This is a genomic window from Roseibium hamelinense (genome assembly GCF_007830545.1).
GTDB lineage: Bacteria > Pseudomonadota > Alphaproteobacteria > Rhizobiales > Stappiaceae > Roseibium > Roseibium hamelinense.
Genome location: NZ_VLLF01000010.1, coordinates 122,341 through 148,140 on the forward strand (window position 1 = coordinate 122,341; position 25,800 = coordinate 148,140).

Sequence of the window (25,800 nt, forward strand, 5' to 3'; positions counted from 1 at the left end):
AACGATTGCGCTCCGTGTTGCACAAGGCACGCCGTTTGAGAAGTGCCGACCTTAAGGACCTGTTCGTGTCGACCTCAAATTCTCTGATTGTCCTGCAAGTCTTGCCAGAACTCGTGACTGGCGGTGTAGAGCGCACCACCATCGACGTTGCCCGCGCCATTGTAGATGCAGGTGGGATAGCTTTGGTCGCCAGTGCCGGTGGCCGGCTGGTGAGTGACCTGGAAGCCATCGGCGCCGAGCACTATAATCTGCCGCTGAAATCAAAGAACCCGATCACCATTTGGAAAAATGCTGCTGCGCTGCAGGAAATCATGGACGAACGGGCCGTGGACATTGTGCATGCGCGTAGCCGGGCACCGGCCTGGTCGGCTTATTTGGCTTCAAAACGCTCAGGAACGCCCTTCGTTACCACCTATCACGGCACGTATAATCAAAAGTCCAGGCTTAAGGCGCTGTACAATTCAGTCATGGCGCGCGGCGATAGCGTGATCGCCAACTCCCACTTCATCGGGCGTTTGATCGCAGAACGGCATCCATTCGCCAAGAGCCGGATCACCGTCATTCAACGTGGATCGGATCTTGACGGCCTTGCTCCGCAGTCAGTGACACGGTTGCGCAAGCAGATCCTGTCGGATAGTTGGGAAATCAAATCCGGGCGACCTATTGTTCTTCAACTTGCCCGACTGACAGCCTGGAAAGGCCAAAGCGTGCTTATCGGCGCAATGGGTGAATTGAAGAAGCGCGGCCTCACCGAGGCGGTTGCTGTTCTTGCAGGTGATGCCCAGGGCCGAGAGGCCTATACTGCAGAATTGCAACAGCAGATCGCGAGCCTGGGTGTCCAGGATCAGGTAAAGCTGGTCGGCCACTGCACGGATGTGGCTGCAGCGTTGGCCTTATCCGATGTTTCGGTAGTCGCTTCTGTGGAGCCGGAGGCTTTCGGGAGGGCCGCCGTTGAAGCTCAGGCAGCTGAAGTCCCGGTGATCGTTTCTGACCTTGGTGCTGTACCCGAAACCGTTCTGGCACCGCCGGAAGTCTCCGAAAACGAGAGAACAGGCTGGCGGATACCACCGGGTGACAGTTCGGCTCTCGCAAACGCGATCGAACACGCGTTGCTGATGAAACCTGCCGAGCGCGCTGCACTTCTTGCCCGCGCGAGAGAACACGTCTCAGCCAAATTCAGTGTCGAAGCGATGACCGAGGCAACGCTACAGGTGTATAAAAAGTTGCTCGACAGAGCTTAGGCCGCGCGGATCTGTTCCAGGAACCGGCTGACTTGTTCGCGCATAGACGCTGATTGCGCGTTCAGCTGTTCTGCCGCTGCCATTACCTGGCCCGATGCCGTGCGCGCATCGGCCGACGCTTCGCGAACCACAGAAATGCTCTCCGAAACCTCCCGGGTGCCATTGGCAGCATCAGACACGTTGTGGGCAACGCTCTGTGTCGTCGCACCTTGTTCCTCCATGGCTGAAGCAATCGCACCGGACGTATCCTCGAGATCGCGGATCACTTCACCGATCTTGCTGATCGATCCAACCGCCGTTTTGGTTTCCGTCTGAATGTTGGTAATCAATTCAGAAATGCTCTCTGTCGCCTTTGCCGTTTCATCGGCAAGCGCTTTGACTTCTGCAGCGACAACCGCAAAACCTTTGCCTGCTTCACCAACCCGCGCGGACTCGATCGTGGCATTCAGAGCCAAGAGATTGGTTTGCGCGGCAATTTCGGAGATCATAGAGACCACTTCGCCAATCTTGTCGGCCATCTTCGCCAAAGCATCCATTTGCGCCGCTGTCGTTTGAACATCAGAGGCCGCGACCTTAGAGGCTTCAGAAGCCCGGATCACTTGTTGATTTATCTCACTGATTGAAGCCGTCATCTCTTCCGCAGCAGAGGCAACCATCTGCACATTGTCCGTGGTGCTCTGCGAGGCGACAGATGCCTGCTCGGCGCGTGCGCTCGTGTTTTCAGATACGTCCGACATCGAGCGTGCGGTATGGTCGAGTTCCTCTGCAGCCTTCGACACGCTTTCAACGATCGCACCGATGCTTTCGTCAAACTGGTTTGCCAGCCGTTCCATCATTGCGCGTTTTTCTTGCGCAGCCTGTTCTTCACTCAGCCGCTGTTGGGCTTCCAGCTCGTGTGTCCGAACGGCATTTTGCTGGAAGACCTCGACGGCGCGCGCCATATCGCCAACCTCACTCCCGGTCTCCGCATACGGCACCGTAACGTTCAGCTCGCCACCGGCGAGTGTTTTCATGACCCCTGTTAGTCCCCGGACCGGACGGGTGATGCTGCGGCCAATCAGCCAGCCAAGTGCAATCACGACCAGAAGCGCAACACCCGCTGTTCCAAAGATGATTTTCTGAGCAAGGCCTTGTGCGACCGCCAGGTTTTCCTGTGCCGCAACCTTGCCCTCATAGGCCGCTTCGGAGAGGGCTGCAAACTCAGCCTCCCGCTGCTCAAAAATCGCCTCCAGCGCCTCGGTGCGCGAACCAATTTCCTGGGCCATTGCAGCAAAAGCCTTAAAGCCACTTTGATAGCTGTCCATCAGCCGGGCGATTTCAGCCTTGTCTGCGTCGGAAAGTGAAGATGACGCCAGCAAGGGATCAAACTCCGATCTTCGTTCATCAACGCGGTCAATGTATTTCTGTCCGCCGCGCAACATGAAATCCTTCTCATGGCGCCGCATCATCAACATTTTTACGGTTAACGCGTCCAGACCAGCCGCATTCAGTTTTTCTTCCACTTCATGCACGACAGAGCGCAAAGCGCCACGCAGACCATCATTTTCGGTCAATCCCATTGTCGTGATATCTGCGCTAAGCTTGTCAAACTCAGCCTGGTGGCCGGCAAATGCGGCCCCTAAGCTGTCTAGCAAACCAGAAACTGATTCCGCATAGGCAGCATCCTTCATGACAGCGAACTGCTCGTCTGCCGCGGCAACTTGTGCAACGTAGGAGGCAAGAAGGTCTGGGTTGTTTGATAGCACGAACTCGTTGCTCAGCTGCCGCATTTGAAGAGCGTGCGCCTGAACCTGGGATTGACGCCAATCCATGTTCGAGTAGAGAGCAAGGTTCTCATTTTGCTGTTCGACGACTTCACCGGCGATATAGAAAGTCGCTGCTAGCACGGAGATCGCCAACACCGCGAGAACCGATAAAGCACCGATACGCATAGCAATTGGGGTACCGTAAAGCGCTTTCATTCTGCAAATCCAACTTTCAAAGTGTTGCGGAGAACCTTAAAGGTTCGAGTTTGCAGAAAATTTAAACAAATCTTGCTTCCAAAACGTTTACGCATCCAAAAGTTCAAGACTTTTTGGGTAGAAGGCAAACAGAATTTTACAAACTATTTAACGAGCAAACCTTTTTATTGCAATTTTTGGTTGGTTTCGAGGCGCTCTGCAGCCAAATGCTGCGCCATTAAAGAATTATCCAATACTAGTAAATGGTTAGTGATCATCACAGATCAGTGTCAGGTGCTGATGTTTGCTAGGCTGCAAGAGGATAAGCTTCTTCAACCAAATATGGCCCGCCACCAACGCTTGCTTTCGCAGAGAACAAAACAAACCTGCCAGCCACAAAGGGTGGGGCCTGAAAATTGCCCCGTTCTGCAAGCCATTTGGCAACCTCAGCATTGGTCGATGTGCGGCACCGGGCAATCGTAACATGCGGTGTGTATTTTCTGCGTTCAGCGGGCAAATTGAGACGTTGGATAATCCGCTCCTGCTCCGCTTGCAATTCTGCAAGTTCTGGAGTGGGCTCGACCCTGGCCCACACGGCGTGCGGCTGTTTTCCGTTTCCAAAGGACCCAAGACCGTTAATGCGGATCGGAACGGGCTTGCGGCGAACCCGGTCAAGGGCATCTGCAATCTCGTCGGCCGTCCGGTCGTCGATATCGCCAATGAAGCGTAAAGTGAGATGATAGTTTTCTGGATCTATCCAGCGCGCGCCTTTAAGGCCACCCCGGAGCATAGATAGCATCAGACCCGTTTGGGACGGAATCTCGAGACCAGTGAACAAACGCGGCATGAGGGAGCCCTCCGCTGTCGCTAACAGCACCATCAGGAATCAACTCAAAAAAAAGCGCAAGCAAAAAACATAATGCTTTGAAAGGCATACTTTTTTTGCCGAATTTGGTTGTCGAGCAACGTTCAGAATTAGACAGCCATGTACGTTACCTGCACAGATTGATTCTGTACCGGCATATTGAAAAAAGCGCCTTACTGGGCGTGCCTTCGCGTGGATTAATGATGTCCATGCGAGGATTCTCGATCGCCCTTCAACTGCGTCTAGTTGGCAAGCTATCTCAGCGAATAACCAAGGCGAGTCAAAATCTGTCGTCCGCGCAATTCAGTATGATCAATCGATCAAGGACATGGGTTGCCAGTCAACTGGTGAATGGCATCGATCCGCTCCTGGAGCTCGGGAGTGATGTCCACATTGACGGCTTGTAAATTCAATTCAAGTTGTTCCATGCTCGTCGCGCCGATAATCACCGACGTCATGAAGCTCCGGTTTAGCGCAAATGCCAACGCCATTTGAGACGGGTCCAGGCCAAATTCATCAGCCAAATCGAGATATGCATTTATTGCGGCTTCGGCTCCTGGTTTTTCATAGCGCTGCAGCCGGTTGAACAGGGTTTTCCGGGCTCCCTTGGGCAACATTCCATTGCGGTATTTTCCCGACAAATAGCCTTGACCAAGCGCAGAATAAGCCAACAATCCGACGTTTTCGCGCAGCGCAACTTCAGCGAGGTTGGTCTCGAATGTGCGATTGACCAGCGAATACCCGTTTTGGATGGAAACGACCCGAGCTGCGTTTCGTTTTTCAGCCTCGTGCAAATAGGTCATCGTCCCCCAGCTGCTTTCATTGGAAAGACCGATTTCACGGATCTTTCCAGCTTTCACCAGGTCAGTGAGCACCTTCAGAGTTTCACCAATTGGAGTTTCGTCTGTTGCCGGTTCAACATCCTGCCACCGTGCTGGATTGGCCCCGAACGCAGAGACGTGGCGATCCGGCCAATGGATCTGATACAAATCGATATAGTCCGTCTGCAAGTTCCGCAGGCTGCGGTCGACGGCCTGCTCAATCTGCCACCGTACAAGTTTGCCGGTAGAGCCGTCATGGCGAAACCAGTTCATGTCCGTGCGTCCGACGACCTTGGTCGCCATGATAATCTTGTCGCGGTTTCCACGCGCCTTGAACCAGGTTCCGATAATCCGTTCGGTACGCCCCTGCGTTTGTCGGCTCGGCGGGATCGGATAAAGCTCAGCTGCATCGAAAAAATTGACGCCCCTTTCGACCGCACGGTCCATTTGGGCGTGCCCCTCCGCCTCTGTATTCTGTTCGCCAAAGGTCATTGTCCCCAAGCATATGGAGCTGACCATTATGTCGGTGCGGCCAAGGCGGCGCTGTTCCATCGGATATTCCTTTGAAATACGAAGTCTCTAGGTAGTCAGTGTGTTGACCCGCTCAGGAGGATTGGGCGCGGGCAATAAGCTCTTCGACGTCGGGTAGCACATTCTCGACAATGACCGAAACACCCTCGCCGGTTGGGTGTATGCCGTCTGCAAGATTAAGCTCTGGCACCATGGCAACCCCTTCCAGAAAGAATGGATACAGGAGCGCACCGTGAGCCTCGGCGACCTCTTTGAAGATCGGATCAAATTCTGCAGCATAGTCATCGCCGAGATTTCTAGGAGCGAGCATCCCAGCGACGAGAACTTCAACCCCACGCTCCGACAACCGGCGAACCATTTCGTCAACGTTTTCACGTGTTTTGACCGGTGAAATGCCTCTGAGTGCGTCATTCGCTCCGAGCTCAAGAATGACAGCATCGACGTCAGGGCCAACAGACCAGTCAAGGCGCGATAGGCCGCCAGAAGTTGTATCCCCGGACACACCCGCGTTTACAACCTCAACGTTGTAGCCGTTGTCGTCCAGAGCCTTTTGCAGCTGGACCGGAAAGGCCTGATCGGGGGGCAGTTGATAGCCGGCGGACAGGCTGTCGCCCAGCACCACGATCTTCAGTCTATCGTCCTGTGCAATCGACAATCCGCTAAAACCAAGCAAAACCGCCAGAATAATGGCAGCTTGATACATTTTTCCGAAAGTCATTGGGGTGGAAGGCCTTCTCGCTGTGTCCCATATGGGCTCGGTGTAGGAACACGAAATTATAGCAAAATGGTCATGCGACAATCTTATGCAACGCCTGACGCGTATGATCGCCACTTTCCCAATTTACGCGGACCAAAAGATGACGACCGAACCTGCCATTGATTTAAAGAACGTTCACTTGACCTTGGGCGACGGCGCAGGACGGGTGCACATCCTCAAAGGTGTCGATCTTCAGATCGACAAAGGAACTTCTGTTGGTCTTGTCGGGCCATCAGGTTCTGGAAAGTCTACGCTGCTGATGGTCATGGCGGGTCTCGAACGTGCAGATACCGGCGATGTCCTGGTTGCCGGATCTTTATTGGGCCCACTTTCGGAGGACGAACTAGCCCAGTTCCGGGGGCAAAACATCGGTATCATATTCCAGTCCTTTCATCTCGTTCCAAATATGACAGCTCTTGAGAATGTCGCCGTTCCACTCGAACTGGCGGGCAACAAGGACGCCTTTTCGAAGGCTAGGGCGGAGCTGGAAGCCGTGGGTCTCGGGCACCGCCTGGCACACTACCCGGCGCAAATGTCCGGCGGCGAACAACAGCGCGTTGCAGTTGCCCGCGCCTTGGTAGTTGAGCCGGAAATCCTGATCGCCGACGAACCGACCGGCAATCTTGATGAGGCCACCGGCAATCAAATTATCGAATTGATGTTCAGCGCCCAAAAAGCACGCGGAACAACTCTGGTCTTGGTGACACATGATCCGGGGCTTGCCGCGCGATGCGACAGGACCGTACACGTGCGTTCTGGTGAGATTGACGAACTGCGAGCAGCGCCTCAGATGGCCGCAGGCTCGGCCCCATGAGCGGCTTCGTCGCACCACCCTCCCGGCCCGGGCTGATGCTGGCCGCCAAATTCGCCTATCGCGAGCTTCGTGGCGGATTAAAAGGCTTTTATATCTTTATTGCCTGTATTTCGCTTGGCGTTGCCGCTATTTCCGGTGTCAACTCACTGTCGCGTGCACTGACCGAAGGAATCTCGGAGGAAGGTCAGGCCATTCTCGGCGGTGATGTTGCTTTTTCGCTGATCCACCGCGAAGCAACGCCGGACGAGAACGCGTATCTTCAGACACTCGGAACCGTGTCACAGGTAGCCACTTTGCGCGCGATGGCTCGCCCCCAAGCTACCGAAGAACAAGCACTGGTCGAACTGAAAGCCGTTGATGGGGCGTATCCGCTTTATGGCGAAGTCACAACAGAAAGCGGTCAACCGCTCCAGAACGCGCTGGCAGAGCACGATGGCATCTGGGGGGCAGCAGCGGATTTGTCACTTCTCGCCCGCCTTGGGCTGGACGTCGGTGACAGCGTAGACATCGGCAATTCGACGGTCCGGATCACTGATATCCTCACAAAGGAACCAGACAAACTTGCAGGTGGCGTGGAGTTTGGTCCAAGGCTAATGATCTCCGATCAAGCAATCCCGGAAACCGGCCTTGTCCAGCCGGGCAGTCTTGTTCGCTGGCACTATCGCATACGTCTCGACAATCCGACCGACGCACAACTCAATGCGGCCATCGAAGATTCGAAAAATGCACAGCCCAGCGCAGGATGGCGCATCCAGTCGCGCGCAAACGCGGCGCCTGGTCTTCAACGCAGCATCAATCGGTTTGCCCAATTCTTGACACTTGTCGGGTTGACGGCGCTGGTCGTTGGAGGCGTCGGAGTCGCTAACGCTATTCGCGCTTTTCTAGAGACCAAAAGAGAAGTCATCGCAAGTTTCAAATGCCTTGGCGCCACCGGTGGGTTTGTGTTCCAGATCTACCTGCTGCAGATGCTTGCTTTGGCAGGGATAGGAATCGGAATTGGTCTTGTTTTGGGTGCACTGGTTCCGTTTGCAGCAGGAGCAGCACTCTCCACCGTACTGCCGGTCAAGCTTGTCACGTCCATTTATCCGACCGAGCTTGGTCTTGGGCTGATTTATGGCGTATTGACCGCCCTTGCTTTCGCCTTGTGGCCACTTGGTCGGGCCCATGACGTTCCACCAACCGCCTTGTTTCGGGATTTGGTCGCAGCGGGAACGAAACTGCCGCGCAGGCGCTATATTTCAGCAACGGTTCTTACGGTCATTTTGCTGGGCGGCATTGCCATTTTCATGGCTGCCGACAAGAGCCTCGCCACGGTCTATATCAGCGCGTCAGCCGCAGCCTTTCTGCTTTTGGGCTTTGTTGCGCGTGGCATCATGGGTGCTGCTCGACGCATGCCACAGGTCAAATCAACCGAACTGAGGCTCGCGATCGCCAATATTCACCGTCCGGGCGCCCTGACGCCCTCGGTCGTTCTTTCTTTGGGTCTCGGGTTGTCTCTTCTGGTGGCATTGGCGTTGATCGATGGCAACCTGCGCCGTGAATTGACAACCACAATGGCAGATGACGCTCCGAGCTTTTTCTTTGTCGACATCCAAAGCCACGAACGGGATGCATTCCGATCGCTTCTGGACGAAGAAACAACAAACGCTCAAATCAGAAGCGTACCGATGCTGCGGGGCCGGATCACCAGCCTAAGAGGCATTCCCGCCGACGAATACGATACCTCACGCGGGTCCGGCTGGATCTTGCGCGGAGACCGCGGAATTACCTACGAAGCCACCATTCCAGACAACGCAAGTCTAGTTCAAGGCGAATGGTGGCCTGAAGACTACACCGGAAAGCCACTCGTGTCGTTCGAAGAAGAGGCTGTCCGGGAACTCGGACTGTCGATCGGTGACGAACTCACAATAAATGTTCTGGGCCGTGAGTTGACCGCAGAAATCGCCAACACTCGAAACATCGAGTGGGAGTCGCTTGGCATCAACTTCGTCATGATCTTTTCGCCGAACACCTTCACCGGGGCGCCACACGCCCATCTTATGACCTTGGGCTGGGAGAACGAGGTGCCGGTTAGTGAAGAACTCGGCTTGCTGCGCACGGTATCCAATGCCTTCCCGACAGTCACGACTGTTCGCGTCAAAGATGCCATTTCGCAAGTCAATGAACTTGTTGCCCAACTCGCATGGGCCATCAGAGGGGCGTCTTCGGTAACGCTTATTGCAAGCGTTCTTGTCCTGGCTGGTGCCCTAGCTGCCGGCCATCGCAGCCGTATCTACGATGCGGTAATTTTGAAAACACTTGGAGCGACCCGTGGCCGGCTAATCGCGGCCTATGCGCTCGAATACGCGATCCTTGGGCTCGCTACCGCAGTCTTTGCGCTGTTTGCCGGTGGCTTGGCTGCCTGGTATGTCAGCACGCAGATCATGGGGGGCGATTTTGTATTCATGCCAGCAACCGCGCTGTCGGCTGCACTGATAGCCCTCTTACTAACGGTCGGCTTTGGTCTTTTCGGGACGTGGAAAGTATTGGGAGAAAAACCAGCCCCGGTACTCAGGAACCTTTGAAGCAGACCGTTCTCAAGCCCGGCGCAACTTGCGTGACATAGCCAAGTTGGTTATCGAAAGCGGATCTGGGTACGGGAAAAGGGCTTACCTCATGTTGAAAAGAAGAAACGCGTTTGCTTTCAAAAGGTTTTTGGCAGGCGCAGTGATGGCAACCTTTGCGGCAACCGGTTTTTCAGTCACTGCGTTGGCCGAAAGCCCGTTTCACACTGGTGTGTGGCAGCTGAACACGCCAGAAGGCCCACGTGGGTTAGTGGTAAGCGATTGGCTCGTGTTTGAAGATGGCCTGCCAAAACGTTGGCTCTATCGCCGGGCCGGCACCAATGACGCCAATCAGTTCGACTTTTTCACCCGTACAATCGGAGATCCTGACTACACACCGGTTGGGATTCGTGTGTACCGCACCGGCGAGCATGAAATGAAGTACACAATTGCCGAAAAAGGCAAGGATCCAATTGAAGTTTCAGCTGTACGCCTTTCGATCCCGAACTACAAGAATTCCTGCTTGTCGGTCGAGAACAAGGGAGAGCGTCTGTTTGGAACCTGGGCAGGCACGACCGCTTCCACGGTCAAAAAGCTCAACGTCAATAAGACTTCCATGACAATTGACGGCGAAACCACCAAGGTGTCAGTCGAACCGGTCCGCGTTGGACGCCTTGGAATTTCGAAAGATGGTAAACCGATCGCTTTTTTGACAGACGCAGGCGGTGATTATGCCGTGCTGCAATGGTTCAAGGACGGCGTAACCCCGGAATTGATGCGCGATCCTAAACGCGAAGTGCTGGATTTTAAGGCTGAAGAGATCCTCCGCATGCCGTCTGGCACCTGCGACAGACAGATTGCTTCACGTCTTAAAGCTATGAAATAGGACGCTCTCCATTTCGAATTTGGACCCTCGGACATAATCCGTTCGAATTTTTCGGCCAATATACCTTGTGTGCGGGTTAGGGTTTTCCCATATTCTGTGGGAGTATTGTTGCGAGACCTGCAACCCGCAACTTTTATAAGTGAGAGGGACTAACGGAAAACATGTCGACCTTTGATCGGAACACACAGGCACCCTATTCGGTCGCCGGCACACGTGCCGAGGCCGGCATTGATGAGGGCCTACGCGCCTACATGCTGGGCGTTTACAACTACATGACCTTCGGCCTGGCGCTGACAGGTTTGTTCGCGCTCGGCACCTTCATGCTTGCGACAACACAAGACCCATCCGCCGCCGCCGCACAGTTCGGCAACGGAATGATGCTCACAAGCCTTGGCGCAGCGCTATACGGCAGCCCATTGAAGTGGGTCGTCATGCTGGCGCCGCTTGGTATGGTGATGTGGCTCTCCTTCCGGATTCAGTCCATGAGCGCGTCTACCGCTCGCACGATGTTCCTCATCTACGCCGCAGTGATGGGTGTTTCGCTGTCTTCGATCTTTTTGGTGTACACAGGCGGATCGATCGCGCGGGTGTTCTTCATAACCGCAGCTGCATTCGGCGCGCTTAGCCTGTTTGGTTACACAACCAAAAAAGACCTCTCCGGATGGGGCTCGTTCCTGTTCATGGGTCTTATCGGCATCGTGCTTGCGTCGATCGTAAATATTTTCCTTGGCTCGTCCGCCCTGCAGTTTGCCATCTCTGTAATTGGTGTACTCGTGTTCGCCGGCTTGACCGCCTACGACACGCAGCAGATCAAGGAAATGTATTACGAAGGCGACGGTCATGAAATCGCGACCAAAAAATCTGTAATGGGTGCCCTGCGCCTATACCTTGACTTCATCAACATGTTCTTGATGCTTCTGCAACTGTTCGGCAATCGCGAATAATCAGCATCACGCATGACACAAGAAAAAGAGAAGCCCGGCAATTAGCCGGGCTTCTTTCGTTTTGTGGCAAAAGCGACCATTAGGCGTCCACAAGCCGGAGATGCCTCTTTTTTTCCAGAACTTTCAAAACCTGCGCAAGATCATGCCCACGTTTTAAAATCATACCGCCAGCCGCAACCACCGAATAGGCGCCCTGCCTCTTCGCAAGTTTTGGGTCTTTTTCTATCCGGAATAGAGGCATTTCCGATGTGCGCCGGAAAACTGAAAAAACTGCACGATCTTTTAAAAGATCCATAGCGTAGTCCCGCCATTCGCCCTCGGCAACCATACGTCCATAGAGCCTGAGGATGATGTCGAGTTCCCGCCGATTAAACACCACGACCGGCTTGTGAACTTGCCCGCTTTGTTGTGGCGCAGAGATCATCGTGGTGGCCGACCCCGCGCCAAACTGAGATGCTTTTTCTTCGGTCTCGCTCATGCCCTCTCCTATACGGGTTGGTGGGTGACGTCAGTCTTCATCCAAGTCTGGTCACAATGATGCGCAGTGCGGAAAGTGTTTGGCAAGACCTGGCAAGGGCTGAGAAATCAGTTTGACAGCAAAACAACCTGGCCGGGTTGCTAGTTCCCGGGAAAAACAGGAATTCGAAGCAAAAAATCTTGATTTTGCCGCAATGCAGCCCTTGGCCAGCCATTTTGCATATCCATATTCTTGACATACCCTGATGGGTCAAAGGTGATCGGGTTTCGGAACGCATTAGCCCCCCAGCCCCCCGAAGTTCGATCAACCGGCACACCAGATTTATAGAGTAAAACATCAGGGCAACTGAAGGGCCGGCCATACGCCGGCCCTTTTCCGTTTGTGCACTGTCCCATAAAAATTGATAAAAGTTCGCCCGACTGCGGAAAATTGCGGCTTTCCGAAATCGCAAAGCCGTGCCAGCATGCCTAGTATGAGCACGGCCCTGATTGACTTGAGACCAGCAAACATGTCCGATTGCGACGCACTTGCCGCGATCCACAATGAAGCTTGGCTGAATGCGTATCGTGGCTTGCTAAACGGCGTTGAACTGCAGCGGCTTGTCTCCCGTCGAAGCCCAGGCTGGTGGAAGGGAGCACTTGATCGTGGCGTTACGATCAAGGTTATTGAAGTGGCTGATGAACCCGCAGGGTACGCCACCTACGGTCCTTGCAGGTTGCAAAATCTCGCCGCTGAGGGCGAGATTTATGAGCTTTATCTCAAGCCCGAGTACCAAGGTCTTGGCTTCGGTCGCACATTGTTCGGATCTGTCCGCAAGGAACTGAAGGGCAGAAACCTGGAAGGGCTTGCCGTACAGGTCCTCAGCGAAAACCAGCCGGCAAGGAACTTTTATCGTGCGCTTGGAGGAAAGCTCGGCGCAAAAACGTGGTACCGAAGCGCGGGAAAACGTTTCGAACTGTCCATTTACGTTTGGCCTGAAACGACGTCAGGATAACCGGCTAGTATCTGAAAATGCCCGGATTTCCGATAACCTGAGGCTGATTGGCGCAATCGAAGGTCCCTGCCAGTAGGTCCGCGGCCTGCCGGGCAAGCACATTTGCGTCCGAGTTCGCTTGCGCATCGACCCGCGCAATCTGGCAGGTCGCCCCGGGCTCGAGCTGTGTGACGATCAAAACACTTCCGGTTCGGCCGGTATCGTCCAAAGACGGGAACCAGCGCAAGATTGTTGCAAACGGGATACCGAACCGCATACGCCATTCAAGCCTGTCATTGATACTATTGAAATTCGGAAGGGTCTGGCCGGCCGAGGGTTCATTCGCGGCGTTATTCCCAAATGAGACGAACATGCGCAGGTCGCCTTCAACAATATATACAGGAATACCATCATGTCCGCGGCATAGCCAAGAACCGCCAAACGTTGTCTCCCCATCGGGCACACCGGCTTGGACACATGTCGGGAGTTCAATAGTCGTGTATACGCTTTCCGCCTCTTGGCCCGATACGGCCGCCGCCCCAGACCAAAGGAGAAGAACGGTAGCAAGCCCCGGCGAAACCCTTGAAAGCATGGCCATGTTTCCCCTCTCGAAACCAACCGGCATTGCATTGCAGCAACAATGGGCTTGCGCTCAAACGCTGAGGCTGTAATAGACCCCCCAACAGTTAAAGGGAGTCAAGCTCTATGCGTATCGATGCTGTGCCGATCGGAAAAAATCCGCCAGAAGACATCAATGTCATTATTGAGGTTTCAGTCGGCGGCGAGCCCATCAAGTACGAGATGGATAAAGAAGCAGGCGCGATGTATGTCGACCGCTTCCTCTACACACCGATGCGGTATCCGGGCAACTACGGTTTCGTACCGCACACACTCTGCGGCGACGGGGATCCAATCGACGTCATTGTGATAAATCAGCGGCCGATCGTCCCTGGTGCGATCATGAACTGCCGCCCGATCGGCGTTTTGATCATGGAAGACGAGTCGGGCCTGGACGAAAAAATTCTCGCCGTACCAACCCACAAGCTCACCAAACGCTACGACAACATCCACGATGTGTCAGACTTGCCGGATATCACCGTTCAGCAAGTCAAACACTTTTTCGAACACTACAAGGACCTGGAGCCCGGCAAATGGGTGAAGGTGACTGGTGTGGAAGGCGTTGACGTTGCAAAACGGATGATCGCCGAATCCATCGAGCGTGCCTCGAAACAGGCTGCTGAATAGGCCGACATCGGAACAGTGTGCGCTGAGGCTGCCTTGCTGCGCAACTATTCAGCGGCTGCCTCAATGCGCTCCATATCGTCGTCTGACAGGCCGAAATGGTGGCCGATCTCATGGATCAGAACATGTGCGACGACATCGCCAAGGGTTTCGTCGCCCGAGGCCCAGTAGTCCAGTATAGGGCGGCGGAACAGCCATATACGGTTCGGCATCTGGCCGGTGATCATAGAGGCAGCCGCCTCGGTCAGCGCATTTCCCTCAAAAAGACCAAGAAGATCGTGCGGATCTTCGATGCCAAGCGCATTTAGCACTTCGTCTTCGGCATAGTCCATCAGCCGGATTTCGACATGTCCGCACATGGCCAGGAATTCGTCAGGCATGGTGGCCAGCACGTCGCTTGCCAGCGCCTCGAACACTTCGAGTGTTGGCGCACGCCGGTTCGTCCAGTCAGACCGGCGCAGCGGATAAACAGAAGCCATATCGGCTTGCTCCAAGAGTTTCGTTTCGTCTTTGAACCGAGCCCCTATCACACCTGGTTCAAATACGGAAATTCGAGACCAGTCTGACCTAGAGATAAGTGGTCACGAGATAAATCACCAATCCGATTGCAAAGATGAGACCAGCGACACGCCCGATCCGCGTTCCCCAGACTTCGATTTGATCGTCGGGATCCTTGTCGGCCGCACCAAGATGATCCTGCGCACGGTGCGCCATGCGCGCGAACGTGGAATCTGCAATCGTTTCGCTTTCCGCCTGAACCCGGTCAATCGCCTTTAGGGCTTCTTGGCGTTTTTTATCGTGTTTGGGATCATTCATGCCGCAACCATTTTCCCGGATCGTCTGAGTAACAATGCAGCAACCAGGCCCAGCACCGCAAGTCCGCCCGAGACGACGGCATTCCATCCGGCGAAAGACAGTCCGAGAAACCTCCAGCTCGCCTCAGTACAGCTTACCAACCGCGTCGATTGGAGCGCGGACAGCATGTCTGCCGCCGAATCCGGACCACCTGAGCTGCCGCCGCATCCGTTTGGACCGAGCCAGAAGCCCCATTCGGCTCCTGCCTGATAGAGCCCCAGTCCACTGCCATACGCAAATATGACAGTAACCGCGCAGAACAGTAGCGCGGCCGCACCAAGCTTGTTCTCCAAGGACAAAAACAACCCGGCGAGCGTCAGCGGCAAGCCGACGTAATACGGCACCCTTTGCTCAAGGCAGAGCTCACACGGCACGAATCCACCAATAATCTGGTAGCCCCATGCGATTGCGATCGCCGCCAATCCGACTGTAAAAAGAAGAATCGCCGCATTATTTGCGAGGGATTTAGGAGTTGCCTGGATCAACGCATATCTCCCAAAATTATATGAATTTCAGTGCTACAAAGCCGCCGACCAACAGCACGACGAACAGCGTGAACATCAACCCGAGCCGTTTTTCGATAAAGTCCTTAATCGGTGGCCCGAACAGGTAAAGCAAACCTGCCACGATAAAAAACCGGATGCCCCGGGAAACCAAGCTTGCGAAGATAAAGACAGGAAGACTAAGAGCGGCAACGCCAGACGCGATCGTAATCACTTTATACGGAAAGGGTGTAAGCCCGGCGATAAACACGAACCACCAGCCCCATTCGTTAAACACGCTGCTGAATTCCTCCAGCCAGTGCAGCTTGCCGTAAAACGCGAGCACCGGCTGGGCGACCTGATCGAATAAGAACATGCCGATAAAATAACCCAGTACACCTCCGGCCACTGAGGTCAGCGTGCAGAGCGTGGCAAACCACCAAGCTTTTTCCCGTTTTGCGATCACCATCGGGATCAATAGGATATCTGGCGGGATCGGAAAGACCGAGCTTTCTACAAATGAAACGGTTCCGAGCGCTGCGGGAGCGCGCGGTCCGGCGGCAAGGGACAGGGTCCAGTCGTACAGGCGTCTTATCATGGGCTGTCCATTAGCCTCAGATGTCGGAAAAGTCACCTGACGATTTTCGAAACGGCCCAGCTATGGCTGCGGCCAATTGGCCATACCATTGGCATTTCAGTCAGGAACTAAACGCTTTCCGCCCGTTGAGAATACATCAGTGCCGTGCGGAGGAAACGAGGCTAAAGAGCCTCAAAACGCAATGAAGTGGTGCCCCCCGCCGGGCCACGCGCATTGAATAAAATCAGAAGCTTAGCCCGAAGTGGGACAGCAAATTGTCCCACTATTTCTGCTATTATCTGGGATCAGTGTCCCACCGATTTTACCCAGCCTTGGAGGCGTTGATCGACTGCAACATGCCTACCATTCATGTGAGTGCGTGTCACCGGTTTCTGTAAGTTTTTCAGCCAGATCGCGGAACGACTTTGGCAATCCGGACAATACTGGGTCGTCGAAACTCAGGCGAAGATACTTGGTTGCGATCTCAGCGACTATGCGAGCCTGTTGCTCATCACGGTATCGTTTCGCCGGATCGCGGGTAACATCATTTTCTACGATCCATTGCTTTTGAAGAGCATAGACCCTCGGATCAATGGTTACGATCCTTAGAGGCAACCCACGTTCGTCAAAAGCCGTCGCCGTGAACTTGGGAGCATTCAGGAGCCATCTGCTGCTGTCTGTTGTTGTGGCAATCAGGTCCTCCGGATGGTCGGACAACCGCGTGTGCCCCTCCCTCATGATCCTGTCATGGTCCTGAGGTTCCAAGAGATCGACCATGTAGCCTTCTTTATTGGCGGCTGTGTATGTCTTGCTCTTCGCACGTTCGAACGACCGGTCAACCGTTTGGAGAGCGCCAATCAGCCCCTTCTCATTGACCTCACCTGTCATGACCAACCGGCGTCTGGCATCAAACAGGATATCTACATCCCCTGTAGCGACCATGCTCGCATCGATCCGAACTGCAGCCTGTGCCTCATAGGCATAAAGAGCATTCGTGCCCAAAACGATCAGAGACGTTCCCAGCCAGCCCAAATCATCCAGCTTTCGAATGACCCTCGCTGTCAGCAATGGCACCCGGCCCAAGCCCCTTGCCCGCAGGACAGGAGCACGGTCCTCTAGCTGTTTCCTCAGCCCGGCAACGCGTTCCTCAACACGTGCCTTGCCGTCAACAAAATGCTCAAGAGTTTGCTCAGTCTCAGGACTGCGCCGACCATAGGACTTCCGGGTCGAACTACCATGCGGCCTTCGGATGAGGTATTCTACCTCACCTCTGGCTTCGAATTTCATTGACCCGCCATAACTATGCCGAGCTTCAGCCTGTGCTGACCTCAGCAAATCATAGCGATCCCGAGCATCGATAGCATCACGGATGCTATCTCCATCCAACTGACTGATTTCAAACATTTTTGCCAACCCAATATCAATTTTTGCATCTTATTGGCAAAAGTGTTTTAAGTCAAAATCTTAGCCTGAAAGATTGTATCAATTTACACGTAGGAATCAGGCATTATCCAACGAACATCAACAACTTCGCGGCACACATACAAAAGTTAATAATTTGCACCAAAGGTTGTAAATTCTAATATTGACACAGCACATGATTCGACTCATATAGGGGAAATTATGGCCGTCCCCTCTGACCTGCAAAGGTCATGGGCGGCCTTCTTACTTTAATGAGATATTCCAAGCCATACCTCACAATTCCTGAACAGCGGGAGCTGCTTGAAAGAAGAGGCATGACTGTCGCTGACCCCGCAAAATGCGAGGAATATCTGCGGCGTATTGGCTATTATCGACTGAGTGCGTACTGGTTCCCCTTCCGGCAATTAAGTCAGAACCCTGAAGGCACGCATACCCTTGCGAATAATTTTAAACCCGGCACTACTTTCAAAAATGCGACTGATCTATACGCCTTCGACAAAGGGCTTCGCCTAATTGTTCTGGATGCGATCGAAAGAATTGAAGTCTCAGTGCGAACCGAGTTTGCGTTGGCTATGGGCAGCATTTCGCCTTTGGCTCATCGAGACCGGAACAATTTTAATAGACGCTTCTCCCAATTCGCCCCGCCCAGAACACAGTCGATGTATCAAGGCTGGCTTCAAAAGCTAGATGAAAAAGCTGCCAATTCGAACGAGGAATTCGCCGAACATTTCAGGACGAAATATGCTCGTGAAATCATGCCAATCTGGATTGCTGTCGAACTGCTCGACTTTAGCCCGCTGTCTATCGGACTATCTCAGCTTAAACATCAACAACAACAAGCAATTGCAGCCAGCTATGGCGGCATTAGTTTCCGCCTAATCCAATCTTGGATCAGGTCACTTTGCAATGTCAGGAACATCTGCGCGCATCATTCAAGGCTCTGGAATAAGCCCGTGATAAATCAGCCCGCCATCCCGAGGCGTGGTGAAGCTCCTGACTTGGATCATATTGCAACAGCTCCGGACACCAACAAGAGGGTCTATGCCACCTTGGCAGTCATGCGCCTGCTGTTAAAGGAGATAAACCCCCGCACACGGTGGGCTACAAGACTCAAAGGGCACGTCGCGACATTCCCCAATGACGCACCCAACATAAGCCTCAAAGACGCTGGTTTCCCTGACAACTGGCACCAACTCCCTTTATGGAGTTAAAAAAAGTTCGTTCGGCCCACGGAAATGCCAACGGGCACAAATAAGTAGTAAGCTCGCCATTTGCTCGGCAACCGTGTCTGAGCTAATCATCGATTAGTGCGTTGCGGAAAATCCCGACGCGAATCGAGGTGTGTAGCGGAGACGCGTTATTGGGAGGACCTCTTCGATGGCAATCAGTGTCTACGCGTCGCAGGCTCTTTCACAGGAAGGTGGCGAACATTCCTTCGCTAAGCATCTTCAAGATAACCGGGCCACAGGAAGTAAGACATGACAAGCAGCTTCTTCTTTCTTCAGACGGAGAAAAATGAGGAAAATCAACAGCTATTAGACGTTTTGGAAGAATGGGCTTCCTCTGAGAAAAAGCAGATATACGTTGTTGATCGTCCACTCGGTGATGAAAAGTACGAATATGGCCACGAAGGCCACGTAATCATCCTCGCCCCTGGACGCAAAATTTGCCTCGTTAACTTTGGAGAAGCAGATGATGATTTTGAGGAGTTTGTCGAAGACTTCATCGAAGACCTCGGGTCCATTTCAGATAAATACAATTACAAAGACTCCATCGGCCGCCCACGCAAATGGCGTGACCAACTAATTTGGGAAGTTCCAGACGGCCATAGCCTCGACATTGATGCGTACGTTGAAGAAAGCTTCATTTCTGATCCCAGCAAAAGGAGAGTCTCTGAACTATTAATTTCTCTGATAACCGGCAGTATAAATGACATCGAAAGGACTAGGTCCGATGTTCCAGATAATTTGCTTGATAAAGTCAAGAAAAAGATAATATTGTTTGACGGAGACCAAACAAGATTTATCTATCAACAAATAGATAAGAAGTCTGTACACATTCAAGGATTGTCTGGAACCGGAAAAACAGAGCTACTGCTACATAAGCTCAGGGATATATATGTAAAAAATCCATCAGCTAAAATTGTTCTTACTTGCCATAATAGAATTCTTGCTTATAGCCTGCAAAAAAGAATTCCAGAGTTCTTTAACTTTATGAGAGTCGAGCAACAAATTGAATGGAACAAGCGACTTTGGTGTATGCACGCTTGGGGGTCACAATCGAACCCGAATTCAGGCACCTACCGATATATTTGTAGCCACTTTGACATACCCTTTTTCACCTTTGGGGACGGATCATTTGATCTAGCTTGTAAAAGAGCCATAAAAGCCATTGAGGAAAAAAAGAAAGATACCTTCGCATTTGATTATATCTTGATTGATGAAAGCCAAGATTTCCCTCAGTCATTCATCGATCTATGCGAAGTCTCTGCGAGGGAATACGTAGTTGTTGCTGGAGATGTATTTCAGAGTATTTTTGACGCCAAGATTCGGCCTAGCATTTCACCTGACTTTTTGTTGAGCAAATGCTATCGAACAGACCCGAGAGCACTCATGTTTGCGCATTCATTAGGAATGGGGCTCTTTGAAAAAAGAAAACTAAGATGGTTAGAAGACGACGAATGGAGCACATGTGGATACCTCGTCGAAACCAACCCTGACAAAAGCTTCTACAGATTGAGGCGAGAACCACTACGAAGGTTTGAAGATATTTCGAATTCCGATTTTGATTCTGTTGCGATAATTGAAGAGGATACAGAAAGCGATCAAGAAGTCGCTGATCTAGTAATTAAGGCGATAAACGAGATATGCGAAGAACACCCAACGACAACTCCAGATGATATTGGAATTATTCTGGTGGACAGCGGGAGAACAATTTATCGCCTCGCAGACAAGCTTGAACAACTCATTCCTCGCAAAACTGGCTGGCCAGTCAACAAGGCATTTGAAACCAAAATGCGGACTGCAGGCAGCATCTTTATAAGCAATAGGAATAATGTTAAGGGATTAGAGTTTCCTTTTGTTATCTGTGTCTCAAGAAGAATTAACAGATCATACCCCTATAGAAACTCACTATACATGACATTAACTAGATCATTTCTTAAATCTTACTTGATACTTTCTTCGAGTCAGGATGAAGACATGATGTCTCAAATCCGATACGGCTTGTCCATAATAAATGAAAAAGGATTTATCGAAGCTCAACCTCCAACAGAGGAGGAGCGCAGTGAAATAATGACCACGATAACCCAGGCTAATGTGAAAGCATCCTTCTTCGATTTGTGTGAAAATATTTTTGATGAATTGGAAGTTCTCCCGATCTTCAGAAAAGAATTAAGAAAAGTCGTCACTGCTACAAGTGGTGAAGACTTCGATAGAGACGAAGTTCTTGAAATTGCGAGATTCAACTATACAAAAATGCTCAAGAAGGAGGGGTGATGAAAGAATTCCTCTTTGAACTAGATACTTTTCAGCTAAAAAATCTCTTCCGCTCCTTCCGTTCGAAGACCAGCATCATCTCATTTTGGATGCATGCCATAAAAACTGTTCTATCTTATGCTCGCCCAGATAGAAAAGACGTGCTTGGTCTTATGGCTATTCGGGCAGACAAAATGAGGCGGGTGTTCGTTGAGAGCCAAGGAAAAACATTTTCGGCATCATTCCCTTTTTCTGTTACTGAAACAGAGGGAGACTATACATTCCATTCCGACTCTGGGATCGAAGTTGATAGCAAACTTTCTTCCGAAGTCATTTCGGCGATAGACACCTCACTTATTTTTGAAAGAAGCCAAGTACTAGATTTTGCGGACGGACTATCGGACACGAGTGATGACCCGGATGCTCTTTGGCAACTAATTAGTGACCTTATTTGTGCCGACGACGGATACCTTCGAATGGATCATGACCCAGACAACGAGAATGGCGACCTTCATCCATTGGATCACATCGATATTTTTTATTCTCAGTCGGCAACCTTTAAGGTTGGTCTACCAAGTAGCATTAAACTCAATCAGCTAACTGATATTTTGGACCTAAAATCCAATTGTCATTTCCTTGGTCCGAGATAAATCGTGCCGCATTTGCTAATGCGTAATTCGGACTATTCAAGTGAAGGTGTAGCCAGCAGCCCATTCTCGATGGGCATTTAGGTGTAAAAATCGCTCCACCTCGACAAAACCTACAAATCCGGGCCTTGAAGCTACAACAAGCGATAAACACTCGCCCGCCCAATCCCGAGCCGCTTTGCGATCTCAGATGCCCCAAGGCCAGCCTCTTTTAGCGCCCTGACCTCTGAAGGGTCTATTACGGCGGGACGACCTTTATATTTCTCAGGGTGCTTGGCCTTCGCCTTAGCAATCCCTTCAGCCTGCCGACGCTTTGCAATAGCACGCTCCCATTCGGCGAATGAGGCGAGCATATGAAGCTGCAGTCGGGCCAAGGGATCATCGTCATGGCGACTGAAGCGAAGGCGTTCTGATATGAACTCGACGACAACCCCTTTGTCATTCAGTTCGTTGACGATGTTCAGCAGGTCTCGGATATCTCGCCCCAAACGATCCAGTGAATGCACCACGACGACATCACCTTCACGGACGAAGCCAATCATCTCCTCTAAGGCTGCTCGGTTTCTTGAAGCTCCGCTGAGCTTCTCCTCAAAGACCCGATCAATGTCAGGCTGGTCGGCCAGCTGACGATCCAGATTTTGGTCTTCTGTACTGACACGTCTGTAGGCAACCCGCATTCATCCTCCATCGTCTTAATTAGGTTTAGGCCTTTAAGAGGATTCATCTTTTAAATCAAATTATAATCCTAATGAGACAATGCGGTTCAGCATTCTGGTTGTCTTGTATGGCTACACCCTTACAAGGCATCTGCGATTACCAGCTGGGAAGTTTGTTCAAGCCTATCAATCGACGGGACCAGCCGGTGACATTTTGCACCAGCGATATTGCCAAGAACGGAAAACCCCGATTGACATATGGCCCATGAAATCGGTGGGTCAGATAGTTGATGAATTGCTCGCCAACTTCAAATGCCACGTACCCCAAATGATAGTTCGCATCTTGGTCCTCCCAAAAGTCTACGAACAAGGAGCCTTTAATCCGAGGCCCGAGAACCATTACAGCACTGGGAAGAATATGAAGGGGGCGGTCAGCCGGATATTCTGACGATATTAATCTTGCGCTTAAGAATACGTTCTCGTCTTCATTTAAATCGAAACGGTCGAGCAGCATTGGCTCTAATAAATTCTCCGTAGGGAATGCCATGATTTATCCTTTAAATTGATTTGAAAAGTATTACCCAGAAGTGTCGTCAACAATTTCGTGCCCATCTTCAATATATGCTTCCCAAAGAGCTTCGACAGCGTCGTCTATTATGCTTCCAAATGTCAGCCTAGTATAACGACGAAGAATAGCTAACTTAATATGGGTTTCACGCCTTACCGAGCGGACTGTTAATCGAGATGTCTGTTGTTTCATATTTGTGAACCTCCCGTGTATTTAGTGTTTGATCATTGACCCTCTAAAAGAAAAGATCAGTTAAATAATAGTGACGCACAAATGTTAAACATAATCGAATATATACTTGAGTACTTTTATGAAGAAGTTTGATACGGACCAGTCATTACAAAGAACGGATGGAAGCAACTCATTTTCGCCGAGAAATAGAAGCTTGGCAGAAACCCGCGCAAAGGCTAAAGATGGGAACGTTCAACGAATAATTGGAAAGAGCAATACTTTTCCTGATTGGTTCAAACAACATATCCAGAATGATATGTCTTGGATTTTGGAACGTCCGTTTTTGAAAACGGAGTTGAAAGCATTCAAAAGAATGCTGAACGCTCTTTCAAAGACCAACAGTACCGAATGCAAAGACCTGCATCGACGACTCTATGAAAATACGAAAAGTATTTCAGATCGAAGTCCCCTGTGCCCGATTTGGCGACATGAAAACGAGTGCGAACTGTTAGTAACAGCAAGAAGTCGTTACCTTTTTCCTCGCGTAAGGAATGAGCTGTATCTTGTTACAGTCATCTTTGACTTCGCTCATAACCTTAGCCAGCTTGAAGATGCACTGTCCAAGGCACATCAGAATCTCAAGGCTGTCGTTTCAGCCATGACGAAAAAGCGAAGAGGTGTTGTGATGTTTGGCACCTTTGAACCTGACTTGGTATCGCCCCAACAACTTCATCAGGAGCCTTCCAAAGCCAAGATGGTAAGAGATTTCGGTGTTCAGATCACGGACTCAGGAGGATGGATACTCACAGGTCACTTTGTTGTCCGCGCCCCTCATGTGGAAACATTCCAGATGATACTGAATGCGTATTTTCCATCCTTTGGCTGGGAGCGTGTTCAAATCAAAAGGATCAGAGACAGAGGAGCGCTAGAGGCCAATATTATGGACATGCTGGGTTATGCAGGAAAATACCCAGAACCGTTGTTCAATGCCCCCTCTAAAGGTCCCAGACGTGATGATGCCGATAGACAGATTTCAGCGCTGAGAGCTGCGTTTACAGGCCCTGAGTTTGCTGCTGATCGGGTCGATGCGTCATCCTTCAATATTAATGCTGCAATTTGCCAGTGGGCGCTCTTCATAGATCGCATGGGAGCCAAAGGAATTCATTTTTCGGTTGAGAGTGCTTATGCTCAAAAATGGTATTCAGAAAGCGAAATGGACTATATTCGCGCACTGGATTTAGACATTTGCAATAAACGTGGTCACCGTATTGAAATGCATCGGGACACAGGCCCATTTTCTAGTCGACGACCTAAATTGAAACATGGCCGGTATCGGTTGTTAAAGAGCCGACCAATGATTTTTGATAACGAGTGGGTTATGGAGACAAGCTGCACAGGTATCAATCTTGATACGGAATATCATGATATCGATAGCTGGATGATTGTATCTACTTCACAATGATGTTTCTCAATAGGTTTTACATAGCTATTTTAAACACACACTTTAATAAATACTACATACTTAGATATACACTTAGATATACACTTAAATATATAATTTGCATACCTACTACAATGACAGTACTCGCGTATGTCAATTTTCGGCACATCACAGTCTTGTAGGGCGGAATAGGGTTCAGAAGAAAATCGGCCCTGAACCCATCATTTATCAGTTTTTGATTATATTTACTTGTGCGCCCGTCACTCGCTTTTTGGCGCATATTGCCTCGTTGCAATAAACTGCTCAGCAGTCCAGCGATCATAACCTCGCCTCTCCATCTCAGCCTGATATGCGGCTTTTGATTGTTTATTTGCCTCGATGAATGCCTCAGCTGTTGGCTGATCATAGCCACGCTGATCGTCAACAGGCTCTTTCTGTGTGGTAACTGGTTCTGCCAGCGCAGAGGATGCGATAAGCAATACAGACAGGGTGATGTAGATGGCTTTCATAAATTTGGACTCCCAATCAATTTAATTTTCATCTCACCCAACGGTCATGCAGGCCATCGGAGCGCCACTGTTGGAGTTGGCTTCCAGACATGGAAGACCGACCAGATCGTTTGGTGTCACTAGCCCTTCCGACTCCTCATAAATCCGCAGCAATAGCCCTTTGCGAGGCACCACGAGCCCCTCCGAAATACGGCTGACGGTAGCGGTCGTGGTTCCTATCTTTTTGGCAAATGCGCTTTTTGAAATGCCGAATCTGTAGAGGTAATCGTTGAGCGTCATAACGCTTACTTTCTTACTTTGAGAGTAATAAGATTGCGAGTCCAATTTTGATCGCTAGGCAAATCAAAGCGTTACATTTAATGTAAAGGCACACGAATTGATGATAACGAGACCATCCAATTGGCCATCGGAACGACAATCAAAAAAGCACGGAAGAAGGCTGGCTTAACTATCAGACAGGCCGCCGAGACCATCGGCATTTCTGAGCCGAGCTTTTCCCGTATGGAAAATGGCTACAACGAGTTCTCTGTCCAGCGTCTTTTGAGATTGGCTGAGTTATATGACGTGTCACCCTCAGCACTCTTAGAGAACAGCATTGTAGCGGCTCCCTCCAAAGTCGATCTGAATAGGATGCGGCAGGTGGTGGAAACCGTGCAGGCGGTAGTCAACCGCATGAAGGCACGCACATCACCTGAGAAGATGGGGCTGGCTGTCTCGGAGGTCTACCGAATTGAGATCGAGCACATCATTCAGGACCCGAAGGCGGAATTCGACCCGAAACGCCACCAATCGCTCATAGAAGCGATGTTCCGCAAATAATCTGGGACAGCCACCAACCTGTGGGAACACGGTTGCATAAGCGCACTCACCTTACAGCCTTCCCTTGCACAAGATGCAAAGGCCGGGCTACGTCTAAATCAGTGATTTCCCGCCTCAATTCTGAGGCCAAATACAAAGATAG

Annotated in this window: 27 protein-coding genes; 12 read left to right on the plus strand and 15 right to left on the minus strand. The window is 51.3% G+C overall.

Going from position 1 to position 25,800, the window contains the following annotated elements:
• Window positions 1–65 precede the first annotated feature (65 nt).
• Window positions 66–1,241, plus strand: a complete 1,176-nt coding sequence (locus JM93_RS18665) for a glycosyltransferase family 4 protein (protein WP_145346502.1) — start codon at window positions 66–68, stop codon at window positions 1,239–1,241.
• Here the strand turns inward: JM93_RS18665 and JM93_RS18670 are convergent.
• From JM93_RS18670 to JM93_RS18685, 4 genes are all read right to left on the minus strand, one after another.
• The gene (locus JM93_RS18670) at window positions 1,238–3,202 is read right to left on the minus strand and encodes a methyl-accepting chemotaxis protein (RefSeq protein ID WP_145346504.1); all 1,965 of its coding nucleotides are present in this window, start codon (window positions 3,200–3,202) and stop codon (window positions 1,238–1,240) included. The two genes, JM93_RS18665 and JM93_RS18670, sit on opposite strands and share 4 nt — an antisense overlap.
• Before the next feature lie 286 nt (window positions 3,203–3,488).
• Complete coding sequence (thpR, locus tag JM93_RS18675; protein ID WP_145346506.1) at window positions 3,489–4,028, minus strand: RNA 2',3'-cyclic phosphodiesterase; 540 nt, start codon at window positions 4,026–4,028, stop codon at window positions 3,489–3,491.
• A 338-nt stretch (window positions 4,029–4,366) separates the two neighbouring features.
• Window positions 4,367–5,419, minus strand: a complete 1,053-nt coding sequence (locus JM93_RS18680) for an aldo/keto reductase (RefSeq protein WP_145346508.1) — start codon at window positions 5,417–5,419, stop codon at window positions 4,367–4,369.
• Between the two features lie 52 nt (window positions 5,420–5,471).
• Window positions 5,472–6,116: an arylesterase gene (locus JM93_RS18685; protein WP_425280835.1), complete on the minus strand. Its 645-nt coding sequence runs from the start codon at window positions 6,114–6,116 to the stop codon at window positions 5,472–5,474.
• A 139-nt stretch (window positions 6,117–6,255) separates the two neighbouring features.
• Here JM93_RS18685 and JM93_RS18690 point away from each other — a divergent pair, with 139 nt between their 5' ends.
• The 4 genes from JM93_RS18690 (at window position 6,256) to JM93_RS18705 (ending at window position 11,342) form a co-directional block, all read left to right on the plus strand.
• A complete protein-coding gene (locus JM93_RS18690; protein ID WP_145346510.1) occupies window positions 6,256–6,969 on the plus strand; it encodes an ABC transporter ATP-binding protein in 714 nt (237 codons plus the stop codon).
• Window positions 6,966–9,533, plus strand: coding sequence for an ABC transporter permease (locus tag JM93_RS18695; protein WP_145346512.1), 2,568 nt, complete (start codon window positions 6,966–6,968; stop codon window positions 9,531–9,533). Before JM93_RS18690 ends, JM93_RS18695 begins: the two co-directional genes overlap by 4 nt.
• 145 nt (window positions 9,534–9,678) lie before the next feature.
• Window positions 9,679–10,398 carry a hypothetical protein gene (locus JM93_RS18700; RefSeq protein WP_208995318.1) on the plus strand — a complete coding sequence of 240 codons (720 nt, stop codon included), beginning with the start codon at window positions 9,679–9,681 and terminating at the stop codon, window positions 10,396–10,398.
• 161 nt (window positions 10,399–10,559) lie between these two features.
• The gene (locus tag JM93_RS18705; protein ID WP_145346514.1) at window positions 10,560–11,342 is read left to right on the plus strand and encodes a Bax inhibitor-1/YccA family protein; all 783 of its coding nucleotides are present in this window, start codon (window positions 10,560–10,562) and stop codon (window positions 11,340–11,342) included.
• A 79-nt stretch (window positions 11,343–11,421) separates the two neighbouring features.
• Here JM93_RS18705 and JM93_RS18710 read toward each other — a convergent pair whose 3' ends face one another.
• Window positions 11,422–11,820, minus strand: a complete 399-nt coding sequence (locus JM93_RS18710; protein WP_145346516.1) for a DUF2794 domain-containing protein — start codon at window positions 11,818–11,820, stop codon at window positions 11,422–11,424.
• A 472-nt stretch (window positions 11,821–12,292) separates the two neighbouring features.
• Here JM93_RS18710 and JM93_RS18715 point away from each other — a divergent pair, with 472 nt between their 5' ends.
• Window positions 12,293–12,814, plus strand: a complete 522-nt coding sequence (locus tag JM93_RS18715; RefSeq protein ID WP_145346518.1) for a GNAT family N-acetyltransferase — start codon at window positions 12,293–12,295, stop codon at window positions 12,812–12,814.
• A 4-nt stretch (window positions 12,815–12,818) separates the two neighbouring features.
• Here the strand turns inward: JM93_RS18715 and JM93_RS18720 are convergent, their stop codons facing one another.
• Complete coding sequence (locus JM93_RS18720) at window positions 12,819–13,391, minus strand: hypothetical protein (RefSeq protein WP_196220718.1); 573 nt, start codon at window positions 13,389–13,391, stop codon at window positions 12,819–12,821.
• Between the two features lie 107 nt (window positions 13,392–13,498).
• On the opposite strand from JM93_RS18720, the gene ppa reads away from it, so the two are divergent.
• Window positions 13,499–14,038 carry an inorganic diphosphatase gene (gene ppa, locus JM93_RS18725; RefSeq protein WP_145346520.1) on the plus strand — a complete coding sequence of 180 codons (540 nt, stop codon included), beginning with the start codon at window positions 13,499–13,501 and terminating at the stop codon, window positions 14,036–14,038.
• Between the two features lie 44 nt (window positions 14,039–14,082).
• On the opposite strand, the gene JM93_RS18730 is transcribed toward ppa, so the two are convergent.
• The 5 genes from JM93_RS18730 to JM93_RS18750 form a co-directional block, all read right to left on the minus strand.
• Window positions 14,083–14,514, minus strand: coding sequence for a metallopeptidase family protein (locus JM93_RS18730; protein ID WP_145346521.1), 432 nt, complete (start codon window positions 14,512–14,514; stop codon window positions 14,083–14,085).
• A gap of 88 nt (window positions 14,515–14,602) precedes the next feature.
• On the minus strand, window positions 14,603–14,851 hold the full coding sequence (locus JM93_RS18735; protein WP_145346524.1) for a hypothetical protein: 249 nt from the start codon (window positions 14,849–14,851) through the stop codon (window positions 14,603–14,605).
• The gene (locus JM93_RS18740; protein ID WP_155197533.1) at window positions 14,848–15,375 is read right to left on the minus strand and encodes a disulfide bond formation protein B; all 528 of its coding nucleotides are present in this window, start codon (window positions 15,373–15,375) and stop codon (window positions 14,848–14,850) included. Before JM93_RS18740 ends, JM93_RS18735 begins: the two co-directional genes overlap by 4 nt.
• A gap of 16 nt (window positions 15,376–15,391) precedes the next feature.
• Complete coding sequence (locus tag JM93_RS18745; protein ID WP_145346525.1) at window positions 15,392–15,970, minus strand: YqaA family protein; 579 nt, start codon at window positions 15,968–15,970, stop codon at window positions 15,392–15,394.
• 339 nt (window positions 15,971–16,309) lie between these two features.
• Window positions 16,310–17,353 (minus strand): nucleotidyltransferase family protein, encoded by a 1,044-nt coding sequence (locus tag JM93_RS18750; protein WP_145346527.1) that lies wholly within the window; start codon window positions 17,351–17,353, stop codon window positions 16,310–16,312.
• A 248-nt stretch (window positions 17,354–17,601) separates the two neighbouring features.
• Between JM93_RS18750 and JM93_RS18755 the strand changes: the two genes are divergently transcribed.
• The 3 genes from JM93_RS18755 to JM93_RS18765 all read left to right on the plus strand — a co-directional run bounded on the left by JM93_RS18755 (window position 17,602) and on the right by JM93_RS18765 (window position 21,497).
• Window positions 17,602–18,582 carry an Abi family protein gene (locus tag JM93_RS18755; protein WP_244300926.1) on the plus strand — a complete coding sequence of 327 codons (981 nt, stop codon included), beginning with the start codon at window positions 17,602–17,604 and terminating at the stop codon, window positions 18,580–18,582.
• 267 nt (window positions 18,583–18,849) lie between these two features.
• Entirely contained in the window at window positions 18,850–20,868 is a 2,019-nt protein-coding gene (locus tag JM93_RS18760; RefSeq protein WP_145346529.1) for an STM2767 family DEAD/DEAH box helicase, read from the plus strand.
• Window positions 20,868–21,497, plus strand: a complete 630-nt coding sequence (locus JM93_RS18765) for an STM2766 family helicase-associated protein (RefSeq protein WP_145346531.1) — start codon at window positions 20,868–20,870, stop codon at window positions 21,495–21,497. Before JM93_RS18760 ends, JM93_RS18765 begins: the two co-directional genes overlap by 1 nt.
• 131 nt (window positions 21,498–21,628) lie before the next feature.
• Here JM93_RS18765 and JM93_RS18770 read toward each other — a convergent pair whose 3' ends face one another.
• Together JM93_RS18770 and JM93_RS18775 are read right to left on the minus strand one after the other, a co-directional pair.
• Window positions 21,629–22,171, minus strand: a complete 543-nt coding sequence (locus JM93_RS18770; RefSeq protein ID WP_145346534.1) for a recombinase family protein — start codon at window positions 22,169–22,171, stop codon at window positions 21,629–21,631.
• A gap of 136 nt (window positions 22,172–22,307) precedes the next feature.
• Window positions 22,308–22,697 (minus strand): hypothetical protein, encoded by a 390-nt coding sequence (locus JM93_RS18775; RefSeq protein WP_145346535.1) that lies wholly within the window; start codon window positions 22,695–22,697, stop codon window positions 22,308–22,310.
• 331 nt (window positions 22,698–23,028) lie between these two features.
• Here JM93_RS18775 and JM93_RS18780 point away from each other — a divergent pair, with 331 nt between their 5' ends.
• On the plus strand, window positions 23,029–24,351 hold the full coding sequence (locus JM93_RS18780) for a hypothetical protein (protein ID WP_145346537.1): 1,323 nt from the start codon (window positions 23,029–23,031) through the stop codon (window positions 24,349–24,351).
• A gap of 239 nt (window positions 24,352–24,590) precedes the next feature.
• Here JM93_RS18780 and JM93_RS18785 read toward each other — a convergent pair whose 3' ends face one another.
• Window positions 24,591–24,839, minus strand: coding sequence for a hypothetical protein (locus tag JM93_RS18785; protein WP_145346539.1), 249 nt, complete (start codon window positions 24,837–24,839; stop codon window positions 24,591–24,593).
• Between the two features lie 33 nt (window positions 24,840–24,872).
• The gene (locus JM93_RS18790; RefSeq protein WP_145346541.1) at window positions 24,873–25,118 is read right to left on the minus strand and encodes an XRE family transcriptional regulator; all 246 of its coding nucleotides are present in this window, start codon (window positions 25,116–25,118) and stop codon (window positions 24,873–24,875) included.
• 120 nt (window positions 25,119–25,238) lie between these two features.
• On the opposite strand from JM93_RS18790, the gene JM93_RS18795 reads away from it, so the two are divergent.
• Window positions 25,239–25,658, plus strand: a complete 420-nt coding sequence (locus JM93_RS18795) for a helix-turn-helix domain-containing protein (RefSeq protein WP_155197534.1) — start codon at window positions 25,239–25,241, stop codon at window positions 25,656–25,658.
• Window positions 25,659–25,800: the final 142 nt, after the last annotated feature.